The sequence below is a fragment of the Bacillus sp. LBA3-1-1.1 genome (assembly GCF_040676495.1).
Classification (GTDB): domain Bacteria; phylum Bacillota; class Bacilli; order Bacillales; family Bacillaceae_G; genus Bacillus_A; species Bacillus_A nitratireducens.
Genome location: NZ_JBEGIB010000018.1, coordinates 121,272 through 139,454 on the forward strand (window position 1 = coordinate 121,272; position 18,183 = coordinate 139,454).

General features: G+C 35.4%; 12 protein-coding genes and 1 pseudogene. 12 read left to right on the forward strand and 1 reads right to left on the reverse strand.

Annotated elements, in window-relative coordinates; genetic code table 11:
• Positions 1-89 precede the first annotated feature (89 nt).
• The 5 genes from MRBLBA3_RS15465 to MRBLBA3_RS15485 all read left to right on the forward strand — a co-directional run bounded on the left by MRBLBA3_RS15465 (position 90) and on the right by MRBLBA3_RS15485 (position 8,313).
• Positions 90-1,352: a dicarboxylate/amino acid:cation symporter gene (locus tag MRBLBA3_RS15465; protein WP_363382025.1), complete on the forward strand. Its 1,263-nt coding sequence runs from the start codon at positions 90-92 to the stop codon at positions 1,350-1,352.
• 349 nt (positions 1,353-1,701) lie between these two features.
• Positions 1,702-3,399 carry a peptide ABC transporter substrate-binding protein gene (locus MRBLBA3_RS15470; RefSeq protein ID WP_363382028.1) on the forward strand — a complete coding sequence of 566 codons (1,698 nt, stop codon included), beginning with the start codon at positions 1,702-1,704 and terminating at the stop codon, positions 3,397-3,399.
• Between the two features lie 281 nt (positions 3,400-3,680).
• Positions 3,681-5,396, forward strand: a complete 1,716-nt coding sequence (locus tag MRBLBA3_RS15475; RefSeq protein WP_363382031.1) for a peptide ABC transporter substrate-binding protein — start codon at positions 3,681-3,683, stop codon at positions 5,394-5,396.
• 421 nt (positions 5,397-5,817) lie between these two features.
• The gene (locus MRBLBA3_RS15480; protein WP_212087619.1) at positions 5,818-7,512 is read left to right on the forward strand and encodes a peptide ABC transporter substrate-binding protein; all 1,695 of its coding nucleotides are present in this window, start codon (positions 5,818-5,820) and stop codon (positions 7,510-7,512) included.
• An 81-nt stretch (positions 7,513-7,593) separates the two neighbouring features.
• Positions 7,594-8,313 (forward strand): class I SAM-dependent methyltransferase, encoded by a 720-nt coding sequence (locus tag MRBLBA3_RS15485; protein WP_363382034.1) that lies wholly within the window; start codon positions 7,594-7,596, stop codon positions 8,311-8,313.
• 40 nt (positions 8,314-8,353) lie between these two features.
• On the opposite strand, the gene MRBLBA3_RS15490 is transcribed toward MRBLBA3_RS15485, so the two are convergent.
• Positions 8,354-8,740: a hypothetical protein gene (locus MRBLBA3_RS15490; protein WP_363382037.1), complete on the reverse strand. Its 387-nt coding sequence runs from the start codon at positions 8,738-8,740 to the stop codon at positions 8,354-8,356.
• Positions 8,741-8,877: 137 nt separating this feature from the next.
• On the opposite strand from MRBLBA3_RS15490, the gene MRBLBA3_RS15495 reads away from it, so the two are divergent.
• The 7 genes and pseudogenes from MRBLBA3_RS15495 to rarD all read left to right on the forward strand — a co-directional run bounded on the left by MRBLBA3_RS15495 (position 8,878) and on the right by rarD (position 18,181).
• Entirely contained in the window at positions 8,878-9,213 is a 336-nt protein-coding gene (locus MRBLBA3_RS15495; RefSeq protein WP_000842908.1) for a hypothetical protein, read from the forward strand.
• A 274-nt stretch (positions 9,214-9,487) separates the two neighbouring features.
• Positions 9,488-11,584 carry a vWA domain-containing protein gene (locus tag MRBLBA3_RS15500; protein WP_363382040.1) on the forward strand — a complete coding sequence of 699 codons (2,097 nt, stop codon included), beginning with the start codon at positions 9,488-9,490 and terminating at the stop codon, positions 11,582-11,584.
• Between the two features lie 73 nt (positions 11,585-11,657).
• A complete protein-coding gene (locus MRBLBA3_RS15505) occupies positions 11,658-15,020 on the forward strand; it encodes a tubulin-like doman-containing protein (protein ID WP_090813942.1) in 3,363 nt (1,120 codons plus the stop codon).
• Positions 15,021-15,077: 57 nt separating this feature from the next.
• Entirely contained in the window at positions 15,078-15,218 is a 141-nt protein-coding gene (locus tag MRBLBA3_RS15510; protein ID WP_001116183.1) for a hypothetical protein, read from the forward strand.
• Between the two features lie 172 nt (positions 15,219-15,390).
• Positions 15,391-16,767 (forward strand): APC family permease, encoded by a 1,377-nt coding sequence (locus tag MRBLBA3_RS15515; RefSeq protein WP_000054726.1) that lies wholly within the window; start codon positions 15,391-15,393, stop codon positions 16,765-16,767.
• A 118-nt stretch (positions 16,768-16,885) separates the two neighbouring features.
• A pseudogene (locus tag MRBLBA3_RS15520) lies at positions 16,886-17,134 on the forward strand (DUF1294 domain-containing protein).
• A 105-nt stretch (positions 17,135-17,239) separates the two neighbouring features.
• Positions 17,240-18,181 (forward strand): EamA family transporter RarD, encoded by a 942-nt coding sequence (gene rarD / locus MRBLBA3_RS15525; RefSeq protein WP_363382045.1) that lies wholly within the window; start codon positions 17,240-17,242, stop codon positions 18,179-18,181.
• The last annotated feature ends 2 nt before the right edge of the window (positions 18,182-18,183 follow it).

Below are 18,183 nucleotides of genomic sequence, written 5' to 3' on the forward strand. Positions count from 1 at the left end.
AAATAACAAGGGGGCTATCACATAAAATAAATGATTGTCATCGATAGAAATAGTATGGGAGAAATGAAAGAAACAGGGGAGTATTGAAAATGAAAATTGTAAAGAATTTAACATTCCAAGTTATTGTGGCAATTATTTGTGGTATTGCAGTAGGAGCGATTTGGCCTAGTGTTGGACAACAAATGAAGCCAATTGGTGAGACGTTCATTAATATGATAAAAATGGTCATTGCACCAATTATCTTTTTAACAATTGTGCTTGGTATTGCAAGTATGGGAAGTATGAAAAAGGTAGGACGCGTTGGTGGGAAAGCGTTATTATATTTTGAGATTGTTACAACTTTTGCTCTTGTCATTGGTATTATCGTAGCGAATGTCGTACGTCCTGGAGATGGATTAGATCCTTCAAAGTTAAAGGGCGGAGATGTTTCACAATATGTACAAAGCGGGCAAGAAATGCAATGGATGGACTTCTTTTTACATATAGTGCCTTCTAATATGTTTGAGGCATTTGCAAAAGGTGATATATTACAAGTATTATTCTTCTCCATTTTATTTGGCGCAGGTTTAACGATGCTTGGGAAAAATGGACAACCTCTTATCGACTTTTTTGATAGGTTGTCGAAAGTGTTCTTTAACATATTATCAATTGTTATGAAATTGGCACCAATTGGGGCGTTTGGTGGAATGGCGTTTACAATTGGGAAATACGGTTTAAGCACATTAATACCGCTTGGTAAATTAATGATTTGCGTATATGCGACAATGGCATTATTTGTTTTTATCGTTTTAAATTTTATTTGTAAACTGTATAAATTTAGTTTGTGGAAATATTTAGTACATATTAAAGAGGAATTACTCATTGTTTTAGGGACATCATCATCCGAATCTGTACTACCGCGAATGATGACAAAGATGGAAGACTTCGGGTGTTCAAAGCCAGTAGTAGGCTTAGTTATTCCGACGGGCTACTCATTTAATTTAGATGGAACGACAATATATTTATCAATGGCAACCATATTCTTAGCGCAAGTTTTTCACATTGATCTTTCACTAGGTCAACAATTAACTATAATAGCTATTTTACTAGTTACATCGAAAGGAGCAGCAGCAGTAACAGGTGGAGGATTTATCGTATTAGCATCTACTTTATCTGCACTGAATGTTATCCCGTTAGAAGGGTTAGCACTTTTACTGGGTGTTGATCGTTTCATGTCAGAAGCAAGAGCAATCGTTAATTTAATTGGTAACGGTGTTGCAACTGTAGTTGTTGCAAAAAGCGAAAATGAATTCAATGATGAGAAGTATACGAGAGTGTTAGATGAAATGAAAAAAGAGAAAATGGCCGGATAAAAAAGTCAGCTTTGCTGACTTTTTTTATTTTTGTAGGAAAAGAGTTTCTAAAAATATACATTATTTATTAACAATAATTCACAGAGATTTAATGTGTAAATATAGTAAAGACTATTAAAATGGTACATTTATATGAATGAGAAATAGAGTTTGAACATTATATGGAATTTTTATGAATATTACTGTAAGAAAATAATTTTTTAAAAATTTTTAATAATAATACTTTACAAATTTTAAAAAATTAGTAGAATAAGAAGTAGTAAGAATCGCCTGATAAATATATAGAGAAAAACAGAATTATCAGAAAATTCTTGATTAGATATCGTTTAGAATTAGGGAGGGTACAAAAATGAAAAAGAAAAAAATGAAAAAACTAACAGCAGTTGTAGTACCGGTTTTAGCAATGAGCATGGCACTAACAGCATGTTCTACATCAGGCGGAGATAAAAAGACAAGTACAAACTCAAGTGGAGATAGCAAGTCAGGGGAAAAATTAGCGGCAAAACAAGTATTGAATCGAACAGTAAACCAAGAGATTCCAACGATGGATTCTTCTAAATCAACAGATACAGTATCTTCACAAATGCTAGGGAATACGATGGAAGGATTATATCGTCTTGATAAAGATAATAAGCCTATTCCAGCTGCAGCAGAATCTAGCACGAAAAGTGAAGATGGTAAAAAATATACATTTAAACTGCGTAAAGATGCAAAATGGTCAAATGGTGATCCAGTAACGGCGAAAGATTTCGTATATGCTTGGCAACGTCTATTAGATCCAAAAACAGCTGCTGAGTACGCATTTATTGCATTCCCAATTAAAAATGCAGAAGTGGTTAATAAAGGAGAAAAACCTGTAGCTGAATTAGGAGTGAAAGCGGTAGATGATCTTACGCTTGAAGTTGAATTAGAGCAAGCAGTACCGTACTTCTTAAACTTAGTAGCATTCCCATCGTACTACCCATTAAATGAAAAATTCGTAAAAGAAAAAGGGGAGAAGTTCGGTATAGAGTCTGATACAACAGTTTATAACGGACCGTTCGTTCTTAAAGATTGGAAGCATGAACAAGGATGGCAATTAAAGAAAAATGATCAATATTGGGATAAAAAGACTGTAAAACTTGAAGAAGTTAACTTCAGTGTTGTTAAAGAGCCAGCAACTCTTATCAATTTATATGATAGCGGACAAGTTGATTTCGCTTTATTAAATGGAGAGTTCGTTGATAAATATAGAAGTAAGAAAGATGAATTTGGCACATATTCACAAGTAAGTACGTACTTCATTCGTATGAACCAAAAACGTGCTGGACAAGACACACCATTAAAGAGCAAAAAATTGCGTGAAGCAATTGCGCTATCAATTGATAAAAAGAATTTAGCAAATGTAATTTTAAATGATGGATCAAAAGAATCTGATTTCTTAGTACCAAAAGGATTAGCGACTGGACCAGACGGTAAAGACTTCCAAGAAACGTTTAAAAATGGTTTGAAACCAGATGCTAAAAAGGCTGCAGCAGCTTGGGAAGAAGCGAAAAAAGAGCTTGGCAAAGATCAAGTTACAATTGAATTCTTAAACTATGATACTGGTAATGCGAAAAAAGTTGGAGAATATGTAAAAGATCAAATCGAGAAAAACTTAAAAGGTGTAACAGTTAACATTAAACTTCAACCATTTAAGCAAAAACTAAAATTAGAATCTGAGCAACAATATGATATTTCATACGGTGGTTGGAATCCGGATTATGCAGATCCAATGACATTCTTAGATATGTTTGAGTCTAAGCATTCTCATAACCAAATGAGCTTCTCTGATCCTAAATATGATGAAATGGTGAAGAAAGCTGGTACTGAATTAATGGGTGATGCGAAAAAACGTTGGGAAGAGTTAGGAAAAGCTGAAAAAACATTACTTGAAGAAGATGTAGCGATTGTACCTTTATATCAACGTGGAGATTCTTATGTTTTACAACCAAATGTAAAAGGTGTAGTAAAACATAATATCAGTCCAGAATTTAGCTTTAAGTGGGCATACGTGACTGAAAAATAATAGAGTTAAAAAAGCATTTTAAAGTAGCTTAGCTACTTTGAAATGCTTTTTTTAGTTCAGTTAAATAGAGAAGAATAAGGCGTATAGTACGTACATATAGTAGATGGGGGATAAATCATACTAATTTATGAAGATAAAAATCAGAATATTTAAAACAAAACTATTTACAAACGTGAAAAAAAGAGTAGAATAACATTAGTTATAATTTTCTGAAAAGTAAAACATTAACAAGGGGTCTCTCAAGGGTTGGTAATGTACATATAATTAGGGAGGGTATAAAAATGAAGAGAAAAAAGATGAAAAAGTTAACAGCGGTTGTAGTGCCAGTTTTAGCGATGAGTGTTGCATTGACAGCATGCTCTGGGTCAGGTGGGGAAAAGAAAACGACTACTACATCTAATAGTGGGGAAGAAAAAAAATCTGATATTAAATATGCAGCGAAGCAAGTATTAAATCGTACGGAAAACCAAGAAATTCCAACGATGGACACTTCTAAATCTACTGATACATTAGGGGCACAAATTTTAGGGAACACGATGGAAGGGTTATACCGTCTTAATAAAGATAATAAGCCTATTCCGGCTGCTGCAGAATCTAGTACGAAAAGCGAAGATGGCAAAAAATATACGTTTAAACTGCGTAAAGATGCGAAATGGTCCAATGGAGATCCTGTAACAGCAAAAGATTTCGTGTTCGGATGGCAGCGCTTACTTGATAAAAACACAGCTGCAGAATATGCATTTATTGCTTACTATATTAAAAATGCAGAAGCGATTAATAAAGGAGAAAAACCTGTAACTGAATTAGGAGCGAAGGCAGTAGATGATTACACGCTAGAAGTAGAATTAGAAAAGCCGGTACCGTACTTCTTAAATTTATTAGCATTCCCGTCATACTATCCTTTAAATGAAAAATTCGTAAAAGAAAAAGGAGAGAAGTTCGGATTGGAAGCGGATACAACGTTGTATAACGGGCCGTTCGTAATGTCTTCATGGAAACATGAACAAGGCTGGCAATTGAAGAAAAATGATAAGTATTGGGATAATAAGACTGTGAAATTAGAAGAAATTAATTACAGCGTTGTAAAAGAAGTGGCTACAAAAGTAAATTTATATGATACTGGATCGATTGACTTTACATTACTATCAGGTGAATTTGTAGATAAATATAAATCGAATAAAGATGAGTATGGTGAGTATGCAGAATCAAGTACATTCTTCTTACGTTTAAATCAAAAGCGTAACGGACAAGATACGCCGTTAAAGAGCAAAAAGCTTCGTGAAGCAATTGCGTTATCAGTTGATAAAAAAGGTTTAGCAAACGTTATTTTAAATAATGGATCAAAAGCAACAGATCAATTGGTTCCAAAAGGGCTTGCGGCAGGACCGGATGGAAAAGATTATCAAGATACATTTAAAAATGGTCTGAAATATGATCTGAAAAAAGGCGCAGCTGCTTGGGAAGAAGCGAAAAAAGAACTTGGAAAAGATCAAGTTACAATCGAATTACTAAGCTATGATGATGGAACTGCGAAAAAGATTGCTGATTATGTAAAAGATCAAATTGAGAAGAATTTAAAAGGTGTAACAATTAACACGAAAATTCAACCATTCAAACAAAAATTAAAATTAGAGACTGCACAAGATTATGAAATTTCTTATGCAGGTTGGAGTCCAGATTATGCGGATCCAATGACATTTATTGATATGTTTGAATCGAAGAGCCCATATAACCAAATGAGTTATTCAAACCCGAAATACGATGAAATGGTACAAAAAGCAGGTAATGAATTACTGTCTGATCCGAAGAAACGTTGGGAAGCGTTAGGAAAAGCAGAAAAATTATTCCTTGAAGAAGACGCTGGATTAGTTCCTTTATATCAAACAGGAAGATCATATGTAATGAAACCGAATGTCAAAGGAATTGTGAAACACAACATTAGTCCAGAATATAGCTTTAAGTGGGCGTATGTAACTGAGGATGGCGGCAAGAAATAATATGAAAGCATTTCAAAAGTGGCTAATATGCTTTTGAAATGCTTTTTTTTATGAATAGGAGAATAAGGCACATGGGAATTTTGAGGCCACTTTTAAAGTTTGACTGTAGGAATAGTAGAAGGGATTCAATAAGACAGCTAGTGATATCATTTTTATAAGAAAAATATAGAACTTAGCGATAGAGAAGAATAAGAGGAGGTATGTTTACATATAGTAGATGGGGGATAATTCATATAGTAGTAATAGTAAAATAACAAGTTACTATCATAAAAAAATAAATATTTAGAAAATTTACAAAACTACTTTACAAAACTCAAAAAAATAGTAGAATATTAATTAATAAGAATTTTCTGATAACGAAAGTTAATAGGGAATCTCTAAATGTTAATATCGTACATATAATTGGGGAGGGTACAAAAAAATGAAGAGAAAAAAGATGACAAAATTAACAGCGGTTGTAGCACCAGTTCTAGTAATGAGTATGGCATTAACAGCTTGCTCGGGATCAGGGGATAAAGATAAGGCAAGCACAACGCCGAAAAGTGGCGAAAAAGAAGGCGGAAAATTAGCTGCAAAGCAAGTACTTAATTTAACGGAGAGCCAAGAGATTCCATCTATGGATTCTTCAAAAGCAACAGACCAAGTATCGTTTCTTGCTTTAAACAACGTAATGGAAGGTTTATATCGACTTGATAAAGATAATAAAGCAGCACCAGGGGTTGCTGAATCATATAAAAAGAGTGATGATGGTAAAAAATATACATTCACATTAAATAAAAATGCGAAATGGTCAAATGGAGACCCTGTAACAGCGAAAGATTTCGTGTTTGCTTGGAAACGTGCGGTAGATAAAAATACAGCAGCTGAATATGCATACATTATGTTTGATTTAAAGAACGCAAAAGCAATTAATGATGGGAAAGCACCACTTGATACGTTAGGTGTAAAAGCTGTAGATGACTACACATTAGAAGTAGAATTAGAAAATCCAGTTCCTTACTTTGTAGAATTAACTTCATTCGGGACATTCTATCCGTTAAATGAAAAATTCGTAAAAGAAAAAGGAGAAAAATACGGTTTAGAATCAGATACAACGTTATACAACGGACCATTTACATTAACAGACTGGAAACATGAAGAAGGTTGGAAGTTAAAGAAAAATGCACAATACTGGGATAATAAAACAGTTAAGTTAGAAGAAATCAACTTTAACGTAGTAAAAGATAGCGGTACACGTGTAAACTTATATGAAAGTGGACAAATCGATCGTGCAGCACTTGCATCTGAAATGGTTGATAAATATAAATCAAATCCAGATTTCTTTACACAAAAAACACCGTCAACGTTCTTCTTACGATTAAACCAAAAACGTGGTAATCAAGATACAGTGTTAAAGAGTAAAGATTTACGTCTAGCGATTGCAATGGCATATGATAAAAAAGGCTTAACGAATGTAATTTTAAATGACGGATCTACACCTGCAGATTACTTAGTACCAAAAGAATTTGCGAAGAGTCCAGATGGAAAAGACTTCCGTAAAGATAACGGAGATATTTTAAAAACAGATGTGAAAAAAGCAAAAGAGCATTGGGAAAAAGCGAAAAAAGAACTTGGAAAAGAGCAAGTAACTGTAGAGCTATTAAACTACGATAGCGATAATGCGAAAAAAGTAGGTGAGTTCTTAAAAGGAGAGCTTGAGAAGAACTTACCGGGCTTAACAGTGAATTTGAAAAACCAACCGTTTAAACAAAAATTAAAATTAGAATCAGATCTAGATTATGATTTATCTTACGCTGGTTGGGGACCTGATTACTTAGATCCAATGACATTCATTGATATGTTCGTTACAAATGGACCTCATAACCAAACTGGATATTCAAATCCGAAATATGATGAAATTGTAGAAAAAGGTAAAGGCGAGCTATTAACGAAAACGAAAGATCGTTGGGATAGCTTACTGAAAGCTGAGAAAATGTTACTTGATGATGCTGTAATTGCACCATTATATCAACGTGGTGATGCTCTTGTTCAAAGAGCGAAAGTAAAAGGTATTATTCACCATCCAGTTGGTGGAGATTACAGCTACAAATGGGCATATATTTCTGAAGATAAGTAAGAGAGAGGGCGCGCGATGCGCCCTTTTTTTATGCACTTTTCTTCCTTCCTGGAATATATAAAATAAAAAAGGGAGAATCCCATGAAAAGAAACTCGTACATTGATTTTTTAGCTTATTACGGAATAGGGAGTGCTCATCCTGGTGGTTTTACGTTAACGAAGCAATTGCTATCTCAATTGCCACTTAGACACGGAGCAAATGTTCTTGAGATAGGTTGCGGCACGGGGAAAACAGCGGCGTATATGACAAAAGAATTGGGTTATAAAGTGACCGCAGTTGAAAAGAATGAAATTATGATTCAAAAAGCGAAAGATAGATGGTTGTTTGATGGTTTAAATATACAATTGATTCAAGGCGATGTAGAAGGATTACCATGTTTAAATGATTCATTTGAACTAGTACTTGGAGAATCTATACTCGCGTTTACAAATAAAGAAAAGGTTATTTCGGAATGTTATCGTGTATTACAGAAGGACGGAAAGCTTGTTGTCATTGAAATGATTACCGAAAAACATATTGAGAAGAAAGAGGAAGAAAAGATTGGACAGTTATACGGTATGAAAGAATTATTAACTGAAAATGAGTGGATTCATTTATTTAAAGTAGCAAATTTTAAAAGAATTACAATTGCGGGTGGCGGAACTATTGCAGAAACAGTTGCAGGACATATGGAAGAGCCAGAGTGGAATGTATCACCGTTTATTCCAGAAGAATTGTATGAGGCGTGGGTGCAACACGAACAAGTATTGCTTATGTATCAACATATTTTAGGTCATCGTATTTTTATATGTGAAAAATAGAGAAAGAGAGTTGGCTAAAGATAGCCAACTCTTTACTATGTTAGATGAAAAATAATGCAGCCAAAGTAATTCCAAAAATAAAGCCAAATCCGAGTTCAACGCCCCAGCCACAACCGCCGCCACCCCAGCCACAACTATCGCAACCACGACCGCCGCATCCACAGCCACTAAATCCACCACCGCATCCAAATCCACAGTTATCACATCTACTAAGACCGCCGCAAATATCACATCCACCGTTTGAATATGCGTTATAGTATCCGAATCCTGTATCAAAAGATGAGCGCTGTTGCATTGGTTCAATCCAAACAGAATCGTTTGTTACATCGATTATTTTGCCTAAGTGAATGCGACCATCGCGATCTTCAATTCGAACAACTTTACCGAAATAACGTTGGCATGTATCATAACATCTTTTTCTATGCATGTTCTTTCCTCCTTCCGCATTACCGTAATACGATATGTAAGCAGGACAAGTGCGGCTTGTACGAATGACCTATCTATCATAATTGTTATACGAAAGGGGAAATATACGAACAGGATACATAACGAGGAGGAAGAGAAATGAAATCTACAGACCAATTTCAGACGTACGAAGTTCCTTGGGAAGAATTTATTGAAGCATTGCGGGGAGAAATGAAGAAACAAGTAGGAGCGGATATTATAGACACAGTAGTTTGTAATTTGGAAGATGGTTTTGAAGTGTATACATATGTGCAAGGAGATTTGGATTTTGAGTATACAGAAGCTCTTGAACGAAAATACGGGAGTGACGGGAAAATCCCTAATTTGTTAACAGTTATGCTGGTAGCTAGCATTTATAATACGCCTGAAGAGAATATACGTTTACATGCAGATCAGAAGGAAAATCCGATTGTTGAAGTATATGTGAAGAAATAAAGAGTGCGCTAATTATAGCGTGCTCTTTATTTCTTGTATTGAAAAGAAAATCAAACTTTAGTGTTGGAATTTATAGCGGGAAAAGTATGAAAGCTATGTGTTATTTCAGATATATAATAAGGAAAAAACTCGAAATAAAATATGGGAGTAGTTCATTTTTATTTACATAATGTACTCGTTGTGAACTGTTGTCCTAAAATACAAGTCATATATCTTGTTTCCTCTCATAAATTTAAACATAGGAATTTGTCTACAAAGGTGGCGAAGCCTCATCATGAAAATTCGAATTTGTGCCACGTTCATGCTATTTCTATTTATATGTTTACCTTTTTCAGTTTTTGCAAAAGGAGAGGAGGCAAAGGAAAGGGTCGTTTCACTTGTATATGATGATTCGGGCAGCATGAGAAATAACGATCGCTGGAAGTATGCCAATTACGCCTTGCAAAGTTTAGTTGCGCTATTAGATGAGAAAGATAAATTTTCTTACGTTCCAATGAGCAAGCCGAATGCTCCATTAAACATTTCATTAACAAAGGATCAAAGGCAAACAGAAATTGAGGGGATTGGGGCGTGGAAAACATATTTAAATACTCCATTTAGCGCAGTAGAAACGGCGATGCAATCTATAAAAAAGGAAGCAGATATAGATGGGAAACGTGAATTTTGGCTTATTGTATTAACTGACGGGGCATTTAATGATTTGGAGAAAGATAAGATTGGCGGAAAAGAACAAATTACACAGAAGTTAGCGCAGTTTAAGAAAGAAATGGATTCGAAAAAGATCTCTTTACATCCAGTCTTAATCACGATGGAAGAGGATTTAGGACAGCAAGAAAAAGAACAGCTAAATACGTTTAAAGAAATATGGAAGAAAGAGATAAATGGTGTTACGATGCCATCTAGTGGTGAGGATGGCATTGTAAAAAGTGTAAATCAAGTGGCAGCATTAGTTGCCAATCGTGACCCATTCTCCTCGGTTGAAACAATTGTCAAAACGAAAATAGTAGGGAAAAAAATAGAAATTACAACGCCGTTCCCATTAAAGCGTATGACGCTTGTACGACAATCATCGTCTTTGTCTAATTATAAAGTTATGCAAATTTCTAAACCGTTACAAGTGCAGTCTTCTTTTTCCATACATGCACCAGGAGAAGCTAAATTATTCGGAAATATAGTACATGTAAGTACAGCGAATCAGGAAGTGATTAAGCCAGGAACATATACGATAGAAGTGGATCAAGATATTGAGAACGAAGGGTTACAAGTACTTGTTGAACCAGCGCTTAATTATACTGTTTCTACGTATGACAAAGATGATAAAGATAGAAAAAATGTTGAGAAAATGTACGAAGGAGTAACGGCTGTTATTGAAGCAAAACCTACGGAGCTACCAATTCAAATTTCTTATTTTGAAGCAGAAGTAGAAATAGACGGAAAGCAGTATCCGATGAAGTGGGATGATAAAAGACATGTGTTTTATTATGAGACAAAAGTTGGCAAAGAGTTAGTACGCGGAAAAGTTCATATGAACATAAAGGGATTTTATCGGCAGACGAAAGAATTCAAAATTGATACATCCGTAAAACCGAAATTAACACTTCAAACTGTTACAAAAGGTTACGAAGAAAAGGTAACGAATTTGGAAAATAGTAAACCATTTATTTTACAGCCGCAGTTAGATGGTAAACCGATGACAGAAGAGGCTGTAAAGAAACTATTAAAATCTACTGGTGTCACATCCAATCAATCAATCAACTATGAAGTAAAACAACATGATAATCAAATTTACGTTTATCCTCGACCTTATTACTCCGACACATTCAATTTTACAGATACAGGCACCGTAGAAGCTACCATCACGATTAATGATTCGAAATTACAAGAAGTAAAGGAAAAGATTGTACTTCGCATTGAAAATGCACCGTTTTTTGAGAAATATGCGCTCATTTTTAAATTTGTAATTCCTATCACTTTATTACTTTTAGTAGTAGGAATTATTATTTTAGGATGGATTGTCCGTCCAAGATTTCACCGGAAAGCACTATTGTATTACGAATGGGATCAAGAGGTAGCGAAAGATTGGTTATATCAATCTGAACCAGAGTTACTTAAAAATAAATGGTGGAAGCACTATTTTGGCATTCCATTCCGAGCAGAAAGAAAGACTGTGCAATCCGTTACGTTTATAGCAAAGAAAGGATCGAAATCGATATTTGTAGCGAAAGAGTCACAAGTAGTAGGAATGATAATTGATGGGATGTTTATAACAGAGGATGAGGTTGGAATGGAACATAAGACACTATATCCAAATGAACTTTTAGTAATTGATAGAGGATATGGTAAAGAGATTTACAGGTACGAGTGTGAATAGGAGATAGGGCAAAGAGGGGAATTTTAGCTTTCTCCCCCTTTTTCAAACAAGCAAGAATAGGAAGGTGGTTCACATGACGTTACAAGTTCCAACGATATTAATTGGTTTAGGTGGAATCGGTAGTACTGTGACACATCAAATATATGAAAGGCTACCTGAGGAGCGCCGAAAAAAGGTAGCGATGCACGTATTTGATACAGATGTGAATACATTGAGTAAATTTGATCATATTCGAAAGTTTAAGACGCAAACAAGTTCGAGTAAAACGCCAAGAGAGTATATTGCGGGAGATCCAACGATTCCAGAGTGGTTTCCAATGGACCCGACTATACTTGATAAACCACTGACAGAAGGGGCAGGACAGTTACGCGTCATTTCCCGTTTAGCGTTACGTGCTGCGATGAAAGAAGATAAACTGACATCCTTTTGGCAAGAAATCGAGAAGATTTTTCCGGTTACAAGCGATCAAACGGAATATGGAGTGCGTGTCATTATAGTAACATCACTAGCGGGCGGAACAGGTTCAGGGATGTTTTTACAAATCGCATTATATTTGCGTGAAATGCTTCGGAAAAAATTGCAGCATCACAACATTTTAATTCGCGGTGCGTTTTTAATGCCAGATGTTTTAGTGAAGACGAGAACGGTTAGTGCGAAAGAGTTTGAAACGGTGCAAGCAAACGGCTATGCCTCGTTAAAAGAATTACATGCTATTACACTCGGCTCTACCGGTGAATTATCAAAACGGGGCGGCGTCACGATTGAATTAGAATATCGTCCTGATCAAGTGGATGAAGATGGAAGAACGAATCATACGATAAAGCAGCATCATTTACCGTACAATTATTGCTTCTTATATGATTATGAAAATTTACATGGGCACCATTTGCACAACTTATCAGATTATATGGAGCAAATGGCAAATACAATTCATTTACAGTTATTTAGTCCAATGTCTGCAAATCATTTTGCACAAGAAGATAATCAAATTCAGCAATTGGCAGAATCGAGCGGGAAAGGTAGATATTGCGGAGCAGGAACGGCAAAACTTATTTATCCGTATGAGCACGTTTTGAAATATTGTGCTTTAAAATGGGCGGTTCAAGGTTTAGATGAATCTTGGCTTCATTTAGATCAACTGTTTCAAGAAAAGAAGCAAAGATACGACCAAGATGTCAAACGTGGTATGCAGCGTGAAAAGCCAGAGCGAGGGAAAAGTTATTTAGAAGATTTAGAGCATCTTGCTACTCGTCCAGAGCAGGCCCATATTTTTTATAGACAAATGTTCAATGAAACGCGTGAAGGAGCAGAGGGCGGTAAGGTCGGTGTCGCAAAGTCTAAGTTGTTTTTAGAGGCTGTTGAAAGCTATGTACACCGTACAGTGCAAAAAGATGAAGAATTAAACCGCCTGCAGCATGAGTGCAAAATATCGGCTGCGAAACTTAAAATAATGGAACAAATGAAAGGTGAAGTAGCGAGAGTTGATCATGCGGTTCGTTTATATGCGTATGCGATTCCGAGCCGTGTACATGAACATGTAACTACCCTTTTATATGACATGATCGAATCAGATCGCTTTACACCGAGTGGCTCAGAAGGACAGTCTTATCAATTAAATACATGGTTTTTAAAGAAAACGGATCCTGTCCATCCCGTCGCAGCGCGTTTTATGCTGTATGAAATTCGAAAGCAGTTAGTAGAGAAGATGAATCGACTACATGAAAATAATGAACAAAAGCGTAATTTAATTCAAAACTACGATAAGAAATTTAATGTGAGTAATATTGATGGAACGGTAACAGCTGTTCGCCGAGTAGAAATCGCGCAGCAACAAGGCTGGTTTGGAAAAATGATTAATAATCAGCAGCGTTTGTTTAAAAAAGAATTTGAAGATATTGTAACGCAGTACGTACACAAATTAAGTGAGTATCGTAAAGAAATGTTGTTAGAACTCGTGTATCAATCGCTATACCAAGCAGTTGATAAAATGATTCAATATTGGGAAAGGTTTTTTGATAACTTACACGAAACACGTGAAAATTTATTGTTTGAAATTCAAAAGCGAAGTAAAGAATTTGAGGGGAAAACGAACCCAACGAATGTATACGTATTAGCTGAAGAGAAATTGCAAGAAAAGATTTGGCAAGATATGCAGCAACATTTAAATTTAGGTGTATTACCGAAAGATATATCAGCCGAAATTTATATGAGCTTGTACGGGGAATATTGTCGTGATGCGAAGGCCGAAGAAATTCAGTCAAAAAAGGTTGAAGACTTCTATCGTGAACATATATTGAGTTATTGTTATGACGAACTTCAAGTGCGCTATCGTGACAAATTAGAGCTTAATATCGTTGAAGCATTGCGAAAAGAAGCAGATTTCAAGAAGCGTGATCGTGATGAATACGTTCGTGAAAAAATTGAAGATCTCTTCCATTTAGCAAGTCCGTTCGTTCCGAAAGTTTCTCATCACAGAGAATTACAATATTGGGGCGTACATCCATCTTTAAAACAAGAATTGCAAGAAGAGTTATTGCAAGAAATGTTCAAAGAAAAAGATACGGTAAACGAGACGTTTTCACCATTTGAAGTGATTTGTTATCGTGCTCATTACGGATTATCGCTACAAGATTTTCCTAAGCTTTCATCTGGGCATATTTCAAATGGTTTTATGAATGATAAAGGTGATTACTTTCAATCGTATTATCGCCGCGTGAACAAATTAAATAGTAAAAAATCTAGTTTGACGCCGCATTTAGATAAATATTGGCACTTGCCAGCCTTTATGCCAGACTTGAATGCAACGCAAACAAAGTTAGATTACGATAAATGTAATCGTGCTCTTCTATACGCGTATATGTACCGCTGGATTAGTTTAGTTGCTGTGGATGGACAATTCGTGTATCAATATAACGGTGTCGGCCGTAGCTTTTTAATCCAGTCGATGGGGAAAAATATTTCAAGCGAAAGTTATAAGTTGCACAGAGCGTTGCTTCATAATCCGTTCATTTATGAAAACATCTTGTCCAGGTTTGAAGAAGAACAAGACAAAGCGATGATACAAGGTGGACATTTATATACACATCCATTTGTATTAGGTGCTCAAGATATTAGATGGCTTCGTAAAGAGCATGTCCATAATATTTTAGATATGATTTTAATGTATGATCGTGAGGCAAAATATGACCCGACGTTAGAAGAAACATCCGACGAGTTGTTAAGATTATTCCTTGATGAAATTGAGTTGTATTTCCAAAATTACTACGGAACAGGCGCGGATATGGTTGCGAAGAAAGAAAAAGAGATGTTTATTAAGCAATTGTGGGATCGTTCGTATGCGAAAGGGTATGTAGATCCAAATAGTGCACCTTATAAAAAATGGCAAAATGTATTACATGTTCACGATGAAGAAGAAGCACCAAAAACGAATGTATAATGATCGAAAAGGGAATCCTTAAGAATGGCAATACAACTTTAGAAAAGAGGGATTCCGATGCCGTTTTTAGGGAGTGTATATCAAATATTTGGATTATATCCAGAAATTTATTATGGAATGATTTCAGCGGAGTTGCAAGAAGAAGTCCAAAAGGAACATATCGATAATAATAGTACAGAAATTGAAGCAGAAGAATAAAGCGCAGATGAAAATCTGTGCTTTTTTTATTTTTTAAGTCAAAATGCCGTGTGTAATGTGTGGAGTTTATATAGGGAGTGGAAGTAAATCATGAATATTATTAATGTGTAATAGCAACAGTAATAAAGATTGTAATGAGTAAGGGATAATTTTGAAAAAGAGGTTTCTACGAATGAGCTTATTAATAAAGAAAGCAATGAATGAAGAAAAGAAAAAAGTGTTAAAGCAAACTTTAGGAGCAATTGATTTAACGCTTTTAGGAATTGGAGCGATTATTGGTACAGGCATTTTCGTATTAACAGGTATTGTAGCGGCGAAACATGCTGGTCCAGCAATTGTATTATCTTTTATGTTAGCTGCAATTGTATGTGCTTGTGTAGCCTTTTGTTATGCTGAATTTGCATCTACAGTCCCGGTCTCAGGAAGTGTGTATTCGTATACGTATATGACATTAGGTGAGATTTTTGCTTTTATAGTTGGCTGGTGTGTCATGTTAGAGTACTTATTAGCTACTTCTGCGGTGGCGGCGGGATGGTCAGCCTATTTTCAATCATTGCTACTAGGGTTTAATATTCATATTCCGGCAATCATTGCTTCTGCACCAGGGATGGGGAATGGCGGAATTATTGACTTGCCAGCGGTTATTATTATTTTAGTTGTTACATTTTTACTAAGTCGTGGTGTGAAAGAAAGCGCACGTATAAATAATATAATGGTTATTATTAAACTGGCTGTTATTTTAGTATTTATTATTGTAGGAGCGAAATATGTAAAGCCAGAGAATTGGCAGCCGTTTCTTCCTTTTGGATACCATGGTGTTATTGGAGGAGCTGCTACTGTATTTTTTGCCTTTTTAGGTTTCGATGCAGTTGCAACAGCAGCAGAGGAAGTGAAACGCCCACAACGTAACGTTCCAATCGGATTACTGGTCTCTTTATGCATTTGTACAATTCTTTATGTTGGTGTTTCATTTGTGTTAACTGGAATGGTTCCATTTACGGATCTGAATGTAGCTGATCCAGTTGCGTATGCACTGCGTATTGTAGGAGAGGATAGAATTGCTGGTCTATTATCAGTTGGAGCGATAGCTGGTTTAACAACAGTTCTGTTAGTTGCTATGTTTGCATTTGTTCGAGTATCATACTCGATGAGCCGAGATGGCTTGTTACCAAAAAGATTTTCGAGTGTTCATAAACGTTATCAAACACCATTTTTTAATACATGGATTACGGGTATTCTTGCGGCTGTATTAGCAGGTTTATTGGACTTGAATTTGTTGGCGAATTTAGTGAATGTGGGAACGATAACAGCGTTTATATTTGTGTCTATTGCTGTAATTGTATTAAGGAAGACACATCCTAATTTGGAAAGACCGTTCCGAGCTCCGTTAGTTCCATTCTTACCTATACTTGCGATAGTAAGTTGTTTATATTTAGCATTAAATCTTTCTAAAACTACTTTAATCAGTTTTGCAATTTGGGTTATTGTAGGTATTTTTATCTATTTTATATACGCGAAAAAACATAGTAAGATTAGAAATAGAGTATAAGGTATTACAATGATGGTTGTAGGTTAAAAAGATTTATTTTTTACCTATAGCCATTTTTATTTGTACGCACCTTATTTTCGTGTTAACATAAAGCGAATTTTTTAAGGGAGAGAAAGAGATGAAATGGATTTATTTTATTATTATCAACGTTATAGCATTTAGTATGATGGGGCTTGATAAGCGAAAAGCAAAGAAAAAGCAGTGAAGAACGCCAGAAAGTACGTTATTTTTATCAGCTGCAGCTGGAGGAGCGGTTGGAGCTTGGATTGGTATGTATATGTTTCATCATAAGACACATAAAAGTAAATTTGTCTTCGGTATTCCAGTGCTCGTTATTATAACAGTAGGAATATTTTTATACATATAAGGGATTTGTAAGAGGAATGTCGAAAGAAATGCAGATTGAATATTGGTAAAGTAAGCATGTGAGACCTTATAATGAAGAAAAAAAGAGAAGAGGAGAACAGGGAAGATGGGGAGTCAAGCAGCACAACAAAAGCAGGGGATTATATATGCCGCGGGTGCGTATACGATGTGGGGAGTCCTTCCGATTTATTGGAAATGGGTGGAGGAAGTACCGGCAGATGAAATATTAGCGCATCGCATCGTTTGGGCATTTGTTTTTATGTTGTTAGTTTTAGGAGTAACGAAGAGATTTCGTCAGTTTGGTGGGGAGTTAGTGGCCCTTTTTAAACGACCTAAATTATTAATGTCATTAATAATTGCTTCGGTACTTATTAGTGGAAACTGGTTTGTATACATATGGGCAGTAAATCATAACCATGTAATCGAAGCGAGTCTTGGGTATTATATTAATCCACTTATAAGTATTTTACTTGGTACAGTTGTTTTAAAGGAGAAGCTTAATTTTTGGCAATATGTTGCGGTTGGTTTAGCTGGATTAGGTGTTGTTATTTTAACGGTACGTTTCGGATCAATTCCATGGGTTTCTCTTTCACTTGCTTTTTCATTTGGATTATATGGATTAACGAAAAAATTATTAAATTACGACGCAACAATCGGGCTTACGATGGAAACGATGTTAGTGACGCCATTTGCACTTATGTATTTGTTTATGACAGGAGTGCATGGTTTCGGTTCGTTCGGTTCTATTTCGGCAATATCAACGTTTCTTTTAATAGGTGCGGGTATTGTTACAGCATTACCACTCTTTTATTTTGCTAAAGGAGCACAACTTATTCCGCTCTATATGATAGGATTTTTACAATACATCGCACCGACTATTAGTTTAATTTTAGGTGTGTTCGTTTTTGGTGAACATTTCACATCTACTCATATGATTGCGTTTTTCTGTATATGGGTTGCTTTATTTGTCTTTTCAATGGCGAAAACAAAGTTTCTATTACAGAAACAACCGAAATTTATTAAAAATAAATCAGCAAAAGTATCATAATG

What these genes read in the sequence shown, in the direction of transcription:
- MRBLBA3_RS15465 (WP_363382025.1), top strand. Translation starts at nt 90, where the DNA reads ATGAAAATTGTAAAGAATTTAACATTCCAAGTTATTGTGGCAATTATT.
- MRBLBA3_RS15470 (WP_363382028.1), top strand. Translation starts at nt 1,702, where the DNA reads ATGAAAAAGAAAAAAATGAAAAAACTAACAGCAGTTGTAGTACCGGTT.
- MRBLBA3_RS15475 (WP_363382031.1), top strand. Translation starts at nt 3,681, where the DNA reads ATGAAGAGAAAAAAGATGAAAAAGTTAACAGCGGTTGTAGTGCCAGTT.
- MRBLBA3_RS15480 (WP_212087619.1), top strand. Translation starts at nt 5,818, where the DNA reads ATGAAGAGAAAAAAGATGACAAAATTAACAGCGGTTGTAGCACCAGTT.
- MRBLBA3_RS15485 (WP_363382034.1), top strand. Translation starts at nt 7,594, where the DNA reads ATGAAAAGAAACTCGTACATTGATTTTTTAGCTTATTACGGAATAGGG.
- MRBLBA3_RS15490 (WP_363382037.1), bottom strand. Translation starts at nt 8,740, where the DNA reads ATGCATAGAAAAAGATGTTATGATACATGCCAACGTTATTTCGGTAAA.
- MRBLBA3_RS15495 (WP_000842908.1), top strand. Translation starts at nt 8,878, where the DNA reads ATGAAATCTACAGACCAATTTCAGACGTACGAAGTTCCTTGGGAAGAA.
- MRBLBA3_RS15500 (WP_363382040.1), top strand. Translation starts at nt 9,488, where the DNA reads ATGAAAATTCGAATTTGTGCCACGTTCATGCTATTTCTATTTATATGT.
- MRBLBA3_RS15505 (WP_090813942.1), top strand. Translation starts at nt 11,658, where the DNA reads ATGACGTTACAAGTTCCAACGATATTAATTGGTTTAGGTGGAATCGGT.
- MRBLBA3_RS15510 (WP_001116183.1), top strand. Translation starts at nt 15,078, where the DNA reads ATGCCGTTTTTAGGGAGTGTATATCAAATATTTGGATTATATCCAGAA.
- MRBLBA3_RS15515 (WP_000054726.1), top strand. Translation starts at nt 15,391, where the DNA reads ATGAGCTTATTAATAAAGAAAGCAATGAATGAAGAAAAGAAAAAAGTG.
- rarD (WP_363382045.1), top strand. Translation starts at nt 17,240, where the DNA reads ATGGGGAGTCAAGCAGCACAACAAAAGCAGGGGATTATATATGCCGCG.